This window comes from Kitasatospora sp. NPDC022785 (assembly GCF_055561295.1).
Genome location: NZ_JBVHHB010000053.1, coordinates 1 through 12,051, shown reverse-complemented (window position 1 = coordinate 12,051; position 12,051 = coordinate 1). Strand labels below are relative to the sequence as shown.

The following is a 12,051-nucleotide window of genomic DNA, read 5'->3' as shown; positions in this document are numbered from 1 at the left end:
GCCCCCTCGACCCGGACCAACGTCCCGGGCGTCTTCGGCGCCGGCGACGTCGTGGACCACACCTACCGCCAGGCCATCACCGCCGCCGGCACCGGCGCCTCCGCCGCCCTGGACGCCGAGCGCTACCTGGCCTCACTGGCCGACCCGGAGACCCAGGCCGTCATGGTCGTCTCGGCCGTCTGACCACCACCACTCACCCGAACCAGCCGAACCAGCCGAATCACTCCAGTCACCCGAACCACCCGACTCGCCCGAGTCACCGACAGATCAAGGACATCTCCCATGGCCGGCACCACCATCACCGCAACCGAGAGCAACTTCGAGGAGCTCGTGTTCCAGAGCGACACGCCCGTTCTGGTCGACTTCTGGGCCACCTGGTGCCCGCCGTGCCGGATGATCGCTCCCACCCTGGAGCAGATCGCCGCCGAGCACGCCGACCGCTTGACGGTCGTGAAGGTCGACATCGACAAGAACCCCGCTCTCGCCGCCCAGTACGGGATCATGTCCATCCCGACCTTGAAGGTCTTCGCCGGTGGCAAGGCCGTCAAGACCATCGTCGGCGCCCTGCCGAAGGACCAGCTCAAGCGGAACCTCGCCGACTTCATCGGCTGACCGTCCCCAAGGCCGGCCCGGGTCGTCGACCCGCTCCGCAGGCCGGTGCGGGCGCCCGGCGCCCGCACCGGCCTGAACACCCGCACGGCAGGCAAGAGCCTCAGAGAGGACATGAGGACGAAGATGCGCATCGAGATCTGGGCGGACGTCGTCTGCCCCTGGGCCTACATCGGCAAACGCCGGCTGGAGGCGGCCCTCGCCGATCCGGCGCTGTCCGCCCGCGACATCGAGGTCGTCTGGCGCCCCTACCGGATCGACCCGACCGCCCCGGCCCAGGCCGTCCCGGTGGAACCGGCCCAGCGCGACCCGATGGTCGACGACACCGCAGGCCGGTGCGCGGTGGACCCGCCGGCCACGCAGAGCCCGGCGACCGCCGACGACCGGGTGCCCATCTCCCGCATCGCAGCCGCCGAAGGGCTGGGACCCAACTGGGGCGCGGCCTGGCGATCCAGCAGCCACGACGCCCACCGGCTCCTGGCCCTCGCCCACGAGCACGGCGGCAGCGCACTGCAGGACACCGTGGCCGAGTACCTGATGCGGGCACACTTCGTCGAGGCCCACGACATCAGCACGCGCGACACGCTCAGGACGCTTGCGACCGCCGCCGGATTCGCCGAAGCCGCCGCGCTGCTCGACACCGACGCGGCCGACCGCACCGTCCGGGAGCTTCGCCTGATCGGCAAGGCGCGGGGCATCAAGACCTCCCCGACGATCGTCGTCGGAGACCGGGCCCTCGCCGGCGCACAACCACCCGACATCATCGCCGACTTCCTCGCCACCGCAGGCCCGGAACGCGATGTACCCGAAGAGGTCGGGCGCCTGCGGTACGCCGACTCCCTCCTGGACCTACGGGACCCGCTCGGCGCGCTGACCCTGCTCCGACCGCTGCTCGACGAACACGGCGACGACCTCAACGTACGTCGCCTCGCCGCCCGCGCGTACTTCACCTCCGCCCAGCTCGGCCGCGCCCGGCGAACCCTGGAACAGCTGGTCACCGACCTGCCGGACGACTCCTACCTCCGGCTCATGCTCGGTTGCACCCTTCAGCGCCTGGGCCTGGACGAACAGGCCGCTCCGCACCTGAAGATCGCTGCCGCCATGACACCGGAATTCGCCTGACCGCCGGCGGCGGATCACCTTCGGCGGCGGATCACCGGACGCGGCCGGTCACCTTCAGCGGCCGATCACCGGCACCCACGACCGCCGAGCCGCAGTTCCCCCCACCTTCCCGCACCCGTAAGGACACCCGCGCCATGACCGGCCCCGCCCCGCCACCATGCCTGCCGTCGGATACCTCACCAGCCTGCCCATCGAGGACCCTGCGAGCCTGCTCGACCTCGAACTTCCCGTCCCCCAGCCCGGACCGCGCGACCTTCTGGTCCAGGTCGAGGCCATCGCGGTCAACCCCGTGGACTACAAGATCCGCCAGAACGCCGACCCCGGCGGCGAGCCGCGGGTGCTCGGCTGGGACGCGGCCGGCACCGTCGTCGCGATCGGCGCGGAGGTGACGCTGTTCGAGGTCGGCGATGAGGTCTACTACGCCGGCGCACTCGACCGGCCGGGCGCGAACTCCCGTTTCCACGCCGTGGACGAGCGGCTGGTCGGACTCAAGCCGGCCACCCTCACCTTCGCCGAGGCCGCAGCCCTGCCGCTGATCGCGCTGACCGCCTGGGAGGGCCTGTTCGAGCGCCTGGGACTGCGGTACGGCGCCTCGACGAGACCGGCACCCTGCTGGTCACAGCCGCAGCGGGCGGGGTCGGCTCGATCGTCGTCCAGCTGGCGCGGACACTGACCGGGCTGACCGTGATCGGCACCGGGTCCTGCCCGGAGTCGGCCGCGTTCGCCCGCCGGATGGGCGCCCACCACGTGATCGACCACCGGCGGCCGCTGGTGGAGCAGTTGACGGAGGTCGCCCCGGGCGGCGTCGACCACGTCTTCAGCACCGCCGCCACCGACCGGTACCTGGCGGCCTACGCCGAGGCGCTCAACCCGTTCGGCCGGATCGTCGCCATCGACGACTTCGACAACCTCGCCATCCGCGCCCTCAAGCCGAAGAGCATCTCCTTCCACTGGGAGTTCATGTACACCCGGTCGATGTTCCACACCGCCGACCAGCAGATGCAGCATCACATCCTGAACCGGGTCGCCCGGCTGGTGGACGCCGGACTGCTCACCACCACCGCGACCCGGGACCTGGGCCCCGTCAACGCGGCCAACCTGCGCGAGGCCCACCGGCTGCAGGAGAACCGGGCGGCGATCGGCAAGACCACACTGACCGGGTTCTGAACCCCAACGGCCCGGAGCCGCCACCCCGGCCCCGGCAGGTCAAAGCCGGACGGTCGCCGGCTCCTCCTCGAGGGACGGGGCGAAGGTCGGCGGCCGCGACGTCAGGAACTCGGGCAGGGCACGGCTCTCACCGACGGGCGACAGCAGCAGCCGCAGGTCCGACGGGTCGAATCGGGCGAGCACGGAGCCGCGCCACGGGCCGTGCAGCGGGTAGCGGGCCCGGATCGCGCAGCGCCCAGAGGCTGCCCATGACCTGCTGGAAAGGCGAGACGGCGAACCGGGTGTCAGCGAGGTCCTCCACATCGGGGTGGAAACGGATCATTAAGCGGAAAGCTACATCGATTGGCCGGGCCGCCGACATGGCGTGGACTTCCGGACCATGACAGAGCGAAACACCCCGCCCACCGGGCCGGCGGTCGCCCGCCCCCACCGCCGGACGATCCTGCTGCTGGCCCTCGCCTGCGGAGTCGCCGTGGGCAACGTCTACTTCCCCCAGGCGATCAGCCCGCTGATCGCGCAGGGCCTGCGGACGACCCCCGACACCGCGGCCCTGGTCGTCACCGCCACCCAACTCGGCTACACGGCAGGGATCTTCCTCATCGTCCCGCTCGGCGACCGGATCCCGCACCGGCCGCTCATCGCCACCCTGCTCGGCCTCGCCGGCCTCGCGCTGGCCGCCGCCGGCAGCGCACCCGCCCTGCCGCCCCTCGCCGGCGCCGCCGTCCTCGCCGGCGCGACGACCGTGGCCGCCCCCGTCATCGGCCCGATGGCCGCCGGGCTGGTCGGCGAGGAACGACGCGGGGTCGTCTCCGGCACCCTGCTCAGCGGATCCCTCGGCGGCATGCTGCTCTCCCGCACACTCGGCGGGCCGCTCGGCGAGTGGCTGGGCTGGCGGGCCCCCTACCTCGCGGCGGCGGCACTCTCCCTGCTCCTCGCCGTCCTGCTCGCCCGGCTGCTCCCGACCACGACCCCGACCTCCCGGCAGAGCTACCCGGCGCTGATCTCCGAACCGCTGCGCCTGCTGCGCACCGAACCCGGGCTGCGTCGCTCCTGCCTCTGCCAGGCGGCGACGTTCGGCGCCTTCTCGGCGGTCTGGACCGCCATCGCGCTCCTCCTCACCGGCCCGGCCTACCGGCTGGGCGCACCGGCCGTCGGGGCACTCGCCCTGGTGAACGCGGTGACGATGGTCTGCACACCGCTCGCCGGGCGGCAGGTCGACCGCCGGGGACCGGACGCCGTCACCCTGGTCTGCCTGCTCACCGTCGCCGGCTCGGCGGCCGTCCTGGCGGCCGGCGCCGTCGGCGGCGCGGTCGGGCTCGCTGGCCTGGTGGCGGGCACGCTGCTGCTCGACGTCGGGATGCAGTGCGGGGCGGTCGCCAACCTGGTGCGGATCTACGCGCTGCGCCCCGATGCGCGGAGCAGGCTCAACACCGCGTACATGACCTGCGGCTACCTCGGCGGGACGGTCGGTTCCTGGGCGGGGGCCCATACCTACCAGGCGGTGGGGTGGCCCGGGGTGTGCGCTGTGGTCGCGGCGGCACCGGCGCTCGCGCTGGCACCGCTCGCGGGCCGGTACGCGCGAGCCGGCCGACCGCCGGCCTCCCCGGCGGCCCGGCAGCAGTACGCGAGGCCCTCCACCCGCTGACCAGCCGGGCAGCGGGTCGGTGCCCCGCACCGCCTGGGCTCAGCCCAGCGCTTCCATCAGGGCGGTGACGTAGGCACCCAGCCGCTCCTCCACGGCTCGCGTCGTCGGCTCTGTCCTCCCTGCCTCCCGCCATGGCTGCGCCACCGCCTGCCCTCCTTCCGAGAACGCCAGGCCGTCTGTCCCGCACGATGGTCAGCTCCGCATTTCGGCGGCGATGCCGCCGTGCAGCGCCTCGGTCCTGACGATCCGTTCGCCGGCAAGGACCCCGCTGGCTGGCCCTGGCGGTGACCGTGGGGATCCCCTCACCGGCGGTCACCGAAGCAGGACCATCGTGCAAAGTGGTTCGGATCCAGCTCGGCCGTAGAGCTGCCGTTTGATCTTCTTGATGCGGTTCACGGCACTTTCGGCGGGCCCGTCGGCCGGCTGGTTCCGGGGCGAGGGGCGCCGGGCCGCGGCCTCGGCTGCTGCCGGCGGTCACCGGTCTGGCCGAGGTACGCGCATGCGGGAGCGCCGGGCCGTCAGCTCCCGGCGGTCAGCCGCATGGGAAGCCCCCACAGCGGGAACAGCCGCTCGGTGTCCATGTGGTTGGTCATGGTGCTGATCTTGCCGTCGGTGATTTCCAGCAGCGTGATGCCCCACGGCGTCCAGCCGTCGCCGTCCTCGGCCGGCCGGTACTGCGCGAACGCGGGGGTGCCGTTCGCCTCCACCCGAATCATCCGCGACCCCCGGCACCCGCAGCCCGCGCCGAGCCACCACTCGCCCAGTTCCACCACACCCCGCACCCACATCTGGTACGGCGGCATGTTGAGGACCGCGTCCTCGTGCAGGAGCCGCCGCAACGCCTCCACGTCCAACGCCTCGAACGCCCTGACGTACCTCGCCAGCAGGGCCTGCTGAGTCTCGTCCAGCGGTTCGAAGGTGTCGGTGTCCGGCACCCCACCGCTGTCGGCGAGAGTCGCCCGCGCCCGCTGCAGCGCGCTGTTCACCGAGGCGACGGAGGCCCCCAGCAGCTCGGCGGTCTCGGCCGCCGACCAGGCCAGCACCTCGCGCAGGATCAGCACCGCGCGCTGGCGCGCCGGAAGCCTCTGCAGCGCGGACACGAACGCCAGCCGGATCGTCTCCCGGCCCACCGCCACCTCGGCCGGATCCCCGGCGAGCACCCGCTCGTCGGGGATCGGCCCGACCCAGACGTTCTCCTCCAGCCGCGCCAGGTCCGGTGCGGTGGCCGAACCCGGCGAGGACAGATCCATCGGCCGGGCCCGGCGCTGGGCCGCCGGAGCCATGTCCAGGCAGACGTTGGTCGCTATCCGGTACAGCCAGGTACGCAGCGCCGAGCGACCCTCGAAGCCGTTGAACTTCGACCAGGCCCGCACCAGCGTCTCCTGGACGGCGTCCTCGGCCTCGAAGGCCGAACCGAGCATCCGGTAGCAGTAGGCCGTCAGCTCCCGGCGGAAGGGTTCGAGCCGGTCGACGACATCATCACGATCATGGATCACAGACACGGCGTCACCCTAGCCCCCGAACCCGACCAAGATCATCACCCCTCGGGGCCCTGGAAACTGACTGTTCCGCCCCGGAGACCGGCGAGCTGGGACGCCTGGGCAACTGCGCGATCGAGCACCTCGACAGCGAGCGGCCGACGATCGGCGGCGAGGATCGGAAGAGCTGTCGTCGGGGCCGCCATAGCCTGTGCTGATCGGTCCACCGCCCGGGCCTGTTGCCGCGGTGACAGCGGCGGCCACGGTCTCTGCCCCCTCGTGTCGAGGTACACCTCTCGACCTCGCATGGTGGCCGGCGTCGCTCCTGGGATCATGACCGCATGCGCGAGGAATCGAATTCGTTGTCAGACCTGTGGCCGCTCGCGCCGTCGGGTGCGACCGACTGGTTGCTGGAGCTGTGCGGCGATGGTGTGACAGGCTTCATGCCGCCTGCGATGCCTGACTCGGCCTGGGTGCTCAACGCCATGTACGAGCACGACCAGGGGCCGGCCGACCTGTCGTACCACGACTACCGCCAGGCGGGCCTGGCAGACGGCAGCCTCCAGCCCAACACCTTTGCGGGCATCGACCTCGACGTGGGCATCGCCACGGGAGGCGGCCTGGGCCGCGCCGAGCACCCCGGCCGCGGCTGGCGACGGCTGCGATGGGCGGAGCTGGCCGGCCGCACCGGCGACCCCGTTGTGCCCGATGGGCTGTTGCCCTCCCGGTGCTTTCCCTCGGTCAAGAAGGAGGGCAGTTGGCCGCTCGGCATCGTCCCGCCCACCGAAGGGAGCCTGGACCGTGAGACCTGGAACCGGCTGATCGCCGTCCTCACCGAGCACAGCCCCGCAGGTCCCGACAGTCCATGCCTGGCCTACTACAACCCCCTGATGCTCGCGGCCAGCGAGTTCGACAACCTCCATGTGCGTGCGGGTCGCCTCGGCGATGCCGAGATTCTGTACGACAACCCCGAGGCCGGCTTCAGCCCCTCCAACCTCTGGGCCGAGGACCTCTCATGGGTCCTGTGCACCGACTACGACCTGTGGGCCACCAAGGTCGCCGGACCCCAAGCCCTCATCGAAGCGCTGCTGGACGACACCGAGATCGAGGCGGTACGACTGCCTTGGGCGCCCTGACAACCGGCCACCCCGCGTGAAGCGCGGCAACTCCTCGGTCGGCCCGGACAGATGGGACGTCCGAGCGGGTGATCGTCCGGACCTCAAGAGGAGCAGGGACATCGCGACCTGCACCACTCGCCAGGTAAGCCCGCCCGGACGGCGGAGGGGCTGGGAGCAACGGCCAAAGGTTGTGGGTGGGTGTTGTCGTGCGAGCCTGCTCGACGACCTCCTTCCAGGACCGATCCACACGTCCTGATCGCCGCTCGCAAGCCGATCAGTTCCAGCGACGCTGACCTGGTTCAGCGGAACGCGGCGATATTGCGGGCGGCCCAGTCGGCGAACGGACGCGGGGCGCGGCCGAGGATCCGCTGGACCTCCGGGCTGACGCGCAGTTCGGCCGGGTTCGGGGAACCGAGGATGGTCAGGGTGTCCTCGGCGAGCTCGGCCGGCATGCTCCGGGCCATGGCGGCCTTGGCCTCGTCGCGGGTGAGGTCATGGAACCGCACCGGCGAGCCCAGCGCGGCGGCGATGGCCTCCGCCTGCCGGCGCGGTGTGATCACCTCCGGACCGGTCAGCTCGTACACGCCACCGGTGTGCCGGTCATCCAGCAGGCAGGCCGCCGCGACCTCGGCGATGTCCGCCGGGTCGATGATGGGCACCCCGACGTCGCCGAAGGGCGCGGCGACGACCCGCTGCGCGCGGACGGACTCGGCCCACCACAGGGCGTTGGAGGCGAAGCCGCCCGGCCGCAGGACGGCCCACTCCAGGCCGGACTCCCGCAGCACGTCCTCCAGCGCGCGCATCGCGAGCCGCGTTGCGCCGAAGGGCCTGGTCGCCACGCCCTGCGTGGAGAGCAGGACGACCCGGCGGACCCCACTGGCCTCGGCTGCGCGGATGATGTCGGCCGGGCTGGCTCCGGCGGCGTGCATGTCGCCGGACAGCAGCAGGAACAGCGCTTTCGCTCCGGCCAGCGCGGGCTCAAGGCCGGCCGGCTCGGCCAGGTCGGCCGCCACGTGGCGCACGCCGTCCGGCACCGCCGCCGCGTGCCGTGAAACCGCCGTCACCTGCCGGCCCGCCTCGGCCAACGCCCGCGTCAACGGCCGGCCCACATTCCCGGTAGCCCCGGTCACCACGATCATGATCAGCTCCCTGTCACATGTGTTCTGTGGCCTTCACGTTAGGAGCCGGCCTTACTCTTGGTAAGGACATACCTTTGGGTAAGCTCATCACATGGTGGTAGGCGTGCAGCACACACAGGCCGAGGCCGAGAAGCGGTATGAGGTGTTTCACACCGACTGCCCGGCGCGAGATGTGGTCGACCACGTGACCAGCAGGTGGGGCATCTGGGTGTTGATCTCCTTGCGGAGCCACGACCTCCGGTTCTACGAGCTGCGCGAGAGCATCCAGGGCATCAGCGAGAAGATGCTCGCCCAGACCCTGCGCGCGCTGGTCCAGGACGGCCTGGTCTGGCGGGAGGTCGAGCCGACGACCCCGCCTCAGGTCACCTACGGGCTGACCGAGTTCGGTCGGGACGTCGGCGAGCCGCTGGAGGATCTGTTCGACCGGATTACACGGCGGCTGTCGCCGCGCAACGCGGGATAGCGTGGTAGCGGCCGACTGGGGAAGCGCACCAACGTGACCGAGCACCCCACGACCCGAGGCGCGGACTGTCCCCGCTGACGCGTAGCGACCGGAGCGATCCTCAGCAGACTCGGCAGTCGGCCGGGCCGGCAGCCCTTCCACGGCCCTGGGTGCGTTCTCCGAGAGTGCGTTGGTGGGCGAACTCCTGAGCGTCCCCCCCCGCAGGATCGCGGACGGCTACGGTTGGCGCATGGCGCATGGATCAGGGGGCAGTTGGAGCCCTACCAGTCGGCCCTGGTCGATCCCGCGATGGCCGCGCGCCGGTCGTCGCGACGTTCGACTTCCAGGAGCACCAGGGCCAGTGCGTCGAGGGCTGCGCTGGCCGTAGGCCTGTCCAGGGTCTTACCGCGCCAGCCCCCCGTTCGCGCGATCGGGCAGCCCGCAGCAAGCCGGTGCAGGGTGTCCGGCTCTCGCTGGTCGTCGTGAGCCCCCAGCCCGCGGATTGGTATGCGACGTCGGTTTACTCGTCCGGGTGATCCAGGCAGCTGGCGGCCGCAGCTATGGCCCCTTGACCCGTGTCGGACGAGACCGGGTGACGCCACCCGTTCGGTCCGATGGCAAGGCGAGCCAGCTTGGGTAGGTATGGCCTGTTCGTGCCACTACGACCGAGGAAAGTTGGGCACACCATGGAGAAGGACCAGCTGGCTCACCTGGAGCAGCGCATTCACCACCTGATTACGGTGACCAAGTCCGTGACCAACGACGGTCACGAGGAGCTGCTCAAGATCATCCACCGGCCGGGTTGGACGACGCCGGCCGAGATGGCTCTCGTGACCAACGCCGTTGATCACCTGATCAAGCAGACAGAAGCCCTGAACGAGGCCCGCATGGGGCTCATCGAGGGGGCTCGTTCCATCGGCTGAAGGCCGATCCGCGAGTCGCGCACCATGAGTGCCGGCCGGAACTGCCGCTGCTGGTCGGGACGTGGGCTCCTCGGCCCGGCCGCCGCAGCCGGCCGCGCGCCTTCTCGATGCCGCCGCCCGGGGCGTGCAGCCGGCGCCGCTGCTCCGCGGTGGCGATGCGGAACTGGAACAGGGAGGCGAGCACCGGCCGAGTGGTCCCCACCTCCCGGTGCTCGCCGTCCGGCTCCGTGCCCGGCCTCGCCCTGTTCCTGCCCGTGGTCATGCCTGGCAGCGCGGCGGTAGGTCGCGGAGGGGGCGGTGGGCCAGCGTTCGAGGCCGGCCTGTCGGCAGGTATCCACGGCGAGGTCGTGTGCACTGAGCCACTGCAGGAAGGCCACGGCCGCGTGGGTGCGCTGATGCGGATTCGAGGTTCGCGATCACGCTGTGAATGACAGCGAGTGGGTCCCGGCCGTCGGCGTCGTGACACTTCACGCAGCGGGGCCTGGCCCCCGCCCCGGCGGGGTCAGTGCCTGTGTCTGAACCTCTGGCTGCCGAGGAAAGGCCGTGCCCGCAGTCGGATCAGGCCACTACGCTGCCTGGATGACCCGTTCGTCGCCCTCGCCACTGACCCTCGAAGCCGCCGGGGACCTCCAGCGTCTTCTCCGTGCCGAGATCGGGCCGGCGGAGGACCTCCGCGCGGTCCCGCGCGGTGAGAACGGGGAAAGTTGACCGGGACAGCAATCGCCAGGCGACCGGGTCGTCGTCTATGTCATCGATGACCTGTGCGTCGATGAACAGGGTATAGAGCGGATGCTCAGGAAAGTCGTTGAGCCGCAGGACCAGCCAACGTCCTTCGACCCGGGCCGCGTCGACGCCCGCGTCCCGTTCGCCTGGGTGACCGCGGACGAGGCCTACGGCCAGGCCAAGCACCTCAGGTCCTGGCTGGAGGAACGCCGCATCGCGCACGTGCTCGCCACCAAGGTCGACGACACCGTGATCACCGCGGGCTGGGCCGAGGTCCGGGTGGACAAGGTGATCGCGACACTGCCGCGGCAGGCCTGGAAGCGCATCTCCGGAGGCCAGGGCTCCCACGGCGAGCGGATCTACGACTGGGCCCGAGTAGCGGTCCAGCCCGTGTGGGAGAACGGCTTCGGATACTGGGTCCTCGCACGCCGCTCCGTCAGCGACCTGAGCAAGATCGCCCACTACGTCTGCTACGGCCCCGTCGGCACCCGGCTGAAGGACCTGGTCAAGGTGGCCGCCGCGCGGTGGGCGATCGAGGAGTCGTTCCAGGCGGCGAAGATGGAGTGCGGCCTGGACCACTACCAGGTCCGCCTCTACCGCGCCTGGTACCGGCACATCACCCTGGCCACGGCCGCTCTCGCCTACCTGACCGCCCTTCGCGCCCGTGAGGCCGCAAAAGGGGCGACGCTGACGACGAACACGAACTCATACCCCTGAGCGTGCCGGAGATCCGCCGTCTCATGGGCCACCTCGTCGGGCCCCGACACCGGACCAACGAGCACCATCTGCGCTGGTCACGCTTCCGACGACGAAGCCAGGCCCGAGCCCGCCGATCCCACTACAAACGCCGAGGCCACTACACCGGCGGCACCGCCCTCTGACACACCAAGGCGATCCAGGCGGGGCCCGCACCGAACGGTGTGGCCCCCGCCGCGGCCTGTACGGGCCGGGCCGGGCTGCAGTGATCCCGCGCCAGCGACGCCCCGACAGGCAGGCACACCGACGGCAGTAGTGGCGCTCGTCCGTCAGCAGTACGTCCGGGCCTTCTTGACTGCGGGTTCGGCCTGCTGGGGGTCGGAGGTCACGGAGAGCAGCTGCTGCGCCTCCCGCAGGGCATCGGCGAGCGGCTGGAACTTGGCGTCCGCCAGGGCAGCCGCCCTGGCCAGTTCCTCGGCGCCGACGAGGCGCGCCACCACGATGTCGAAGGCCTGCCCGCCATCGGTGCCCGGCAGCTGTTCCGGCAGCCGACTCACGGCCGCGCACGCCAACTCGGCGTCGGTGCCCTGGGCCTTACCGGACGCCGCCCCTGACTGGCAGGCCGTCAGGGCCAACAGTAGACAGACTGCGGCCACAGCCCTTGCCGGACGCCTCATCAGTTCCCCTGTTCGAAGACTTCCGCCATCGTCGGGGCTTCGCCCAGGGGAGATAAGTCCAATCCCGGCCAGTTTGCACGAAGCAGCAGCCTGCCACTCCACGTGACGTCGCTCTCGCCCGCGCCATACCTGACGAGCTCTACCTCAACCGCCTCGGCACGTTCTGGCTGTACAGCGGCCACCCCGGGTGCAGATCCCCCAGATGCGGTTGCAGTACTACTGAGGTTTTCGTTCTGTTGTCGGTGGTGACAGGTAGTGATCCCTGCGGTATGCCAATGGTGTGCGGTATGCGCAGGGTGGGGGCCTGACCGC

At 71.1% G+C, this 12,051-nt stretch carries 10 protein-coding genes and 4 pseudogenes; 9 read left to right on the top strand and 5 right to left on the bottom strand.

Going from position 1 to position 12,051, the window contains the following annotated elements:
• The 4 genes and pseudogenes from ACZ3YO_RS39545 to ACZ3YO_RS39530 form a co-directional block, all read left to right on the top strand.
• Positions 1-183 (top strand): annotated as a pseudogene (locus tag ACZ3YO_RS39545) (thioredoxin-disulfide reductase); the annotation flags it as partial.
• Positions 184-282: 99 nt separating this feature from the next.
• A complete protein-coding gene (gene trxA / locus ACZ3YO_RS39540) occupies positions 283-612 on the top strand; it encodes a thioredoxin (RefSeq protein ID WP_331742366.1) in 330 nt (109 codons plus the stop codon).
• Between the two features lie 111 nt (positions 613-723).
• On the top strand, positions 724-1,731 hold the full coding sequence (locus ACZ3YO_RS39535; protein ID WP_465579104.1) for a DsbA family protein: 1,008 nt from the start codon (positions 724-726) through the stop codon (positions 1,729-1,731).
• A 157-nt stretch (positions 1,732-1,888) separates the two neighbouring features.
• A pseudogene (locus ACZ3YO_RS39530) lies at positions 1,889-2,898 on the top strand (zinc-binding alcohol dehydrogenase family protein).
• A gap of 39 nt (positions 2,899-2,937) precedes the next feature.
• On the opposite strand, the gene ACZ3YO_RS39525 reads toward ACZ3YO_RS39530, so the two are convergent.
• The gene (locus ACZ3YO_RS39525) at positions 2,938-3,081 is read right to left on the bottom strand and encodes a hypothetical protein (RefSeq protein ID WP_465579102.1); all 144 of its coding nucleotides are present in this window, start codon (positions 3,079-3,081) and stop codon (positions 2,938-2,940) included.
• Positions 3,082-3,277: 196 nt separating this feature from the next.
• On the opposite strand from ACZ3YO_RS39525, the gene ACZ3YO_RS39520 reads away from it, so the two are divergent.
• Entirely contained in the window at positions 3,278-4,543 is a 1,266-nt protein-coding gene (locus ACZ3YO_RS39520) for an MFS transporter (protein ID WP_465579100.1), read from the top strand.
• Between the two features lie 39 nt (positions 4,544-4,582).
• Here ACZ3YO_RS39520 and ACZ3YO_RS39515 read toward each other — a convergent pair.
• Both ACZ3YO_RS39515 and ACZ3YO_RS39510 read right to left on the bottom strand, forming a co-directional pair.
• Positions 4,583-4,720 (bottom strand): annotated as a pseudogene (locus ACZ3YO_RS39515) (aminoglycoside phosphotransferase family protein); the annotation flags it as partial.
• Between the two features lie 341 nt (positions 4,721-5,061).
• Complete coding sequence (locus ACZ3YO_RS39510) at positions 5,062-6,045, bottom strand: sigma-70 family RNA polymerase sigma factor (RefSeq protein ID WP_465579098.1); 984 nt, start codon at positions 6,043-6,045, stop codon at positions 5,062-5,064.
• 317 nt (positions 6,046-6,362) lie between these two features.
• Here ACZ3YO_RS39510 and ACZ3YO_RS39505 point away from each other — a divergent pair, with 317 nt between their 5' ends.
• On the top strand, positions 6,363-7,157 hold the full coding sequence (locus ACZ3YO_RS39505) for a hypothetical protein (RefSeq protein WP_465579096.1): 795 nt from the start codon (positions 6,363-6,365) through the stop codon (positions 7,155-7,157).
• A 281-nt stretch (positions 7,158-7,438) separates the two neighbouring features.
• Here ACZ3YO_RS39505 and ACZ3YO_RS39500 read toward each other — a convergent pair whose 3' ends face one another.
• Positions 7,439-8,278: an SDR family oxidoreductase gene (locus ACZ3YO_RS39500; RefSeq protein ID WP_465579094.1), complete on the bottom strand. Its 840-nt coding sequence runs from the start codon at positions 8,276-8,278 to the stop codon at positions 7,439-7,441.
• 91 nt (positions 8,279-8,369) lie between these two features.
• Here ACZ3YO_RS39500 and ACZ3YO_RS39495 point away from each other — a divergent pair, with 91 nt between their 5' ends.
• The 3 genes and pseudogenes from ACZ3YO_RS39495 to ACZ3YO_RS39485 all read left to right on the top strand — a co-directional run.
• A complete protein-coding gene (locus ACZ3YO_RS39495) occupies positions 8,370-8,741 on the top strand; it encodes a winged helix-turn-helix transcriptional regulator (RefSeq protein ID WP_465579092.1) in 372 nt (123 codons plus the stop codon).
• Positions 8,742-9,406: 665 nt separating this feature from the next.
• Positions 9,407-9,643, top strand: a complete 237-nt coding sequence (locus ACZ3YO_RS39490; protein ID WP_465553756.1) for a hypothetical protein — start codon at positions 9,407-9,409, stop codon at positions 9,641-9,643.
• Between the two features lie 846 nt (positions 9,644-10,489).
• A pseudogene (locus tag ACZ3YO_RS39485) lies at positions 10,490-11,083 on the top strand (IS701 family transposase); the annotation flags it as partial.
• A 308-nt stretch (positions 11,084-11,391) separates the two neighbouring features.
• On the opposite strand, the gene ACZ3YO_RS39480 reads toward ACZ3YO_RS39485, so the two are convergent.
• On the bottom strand, positions 11,392-11,619 hold the full coding sequence (locus ACZ3YO_RS39480) for a hypothetical protein (RefSeq protein WP_465553890.1): 228 nt from the start codon (positions 11,617-11,619) through the stop codon (positions 11,392-11,394).
• Positions 11,620-12,051: the final 432 nt, after the last annotated feature.

What these genes read in the sequence shown, in the direction of transcription:
- trxA (WP_331742366.1), top strand. Translation starts at nt 283, where the DNA reads ATGGCCGGCACCACCATCACCGCAACCGAGAGCAACTTCGAGGAGCTC.
- ACZ3YO_RS39500 (WP_465579094.1), bottom strand. Translation starts at nt 8,278, where the DNA reads ATGATCGTGGTGACCGGGGCTACCGGGAATGTGGGCCGGCCGTTGACG.
- ACZ3YO_RS39495 (WP_465579092.1), top strand. Translation starts at nt 8,370, where the DNA reads ATGGTGGTAGGCGTGCAGCACACACAGGCCGAGGCCGAGAAGCGGTAT.
- ACZ3YO_RS39535 (WP_465579104.1), top strand. Translation starts at nt 724, where the DNA reads ATGAGGACGAAGATGCGCATCGAGATCTGGGCGGACGTCGTCTGCCCC.
- ACZ3YO_RS39520 (WP_465579100.1), top strand. Translation starts at nt 3,278, where the DNA reads ATGACAGAGCGAAACACCCCGCCCACCGGGCCGGCGGTCGCCCGCCCC.
- ACZ3YO_RS39505 (WP_465579096.1), top strand. Translation starts at nt 6,363, where the DNA reads ATGCGCGAGGAATCGAATTCGTTGTCAGACCTGTGGCCGCTCGCGCCG.
- ACZ3YO_RS39490 (WP_465553756.1), top strand. Translation starts at nt 9,407, where the DNA reads ATGGAGAAGGACCAGCTGGCTCACCTGGAGCAGCGCATTCACCACCTG.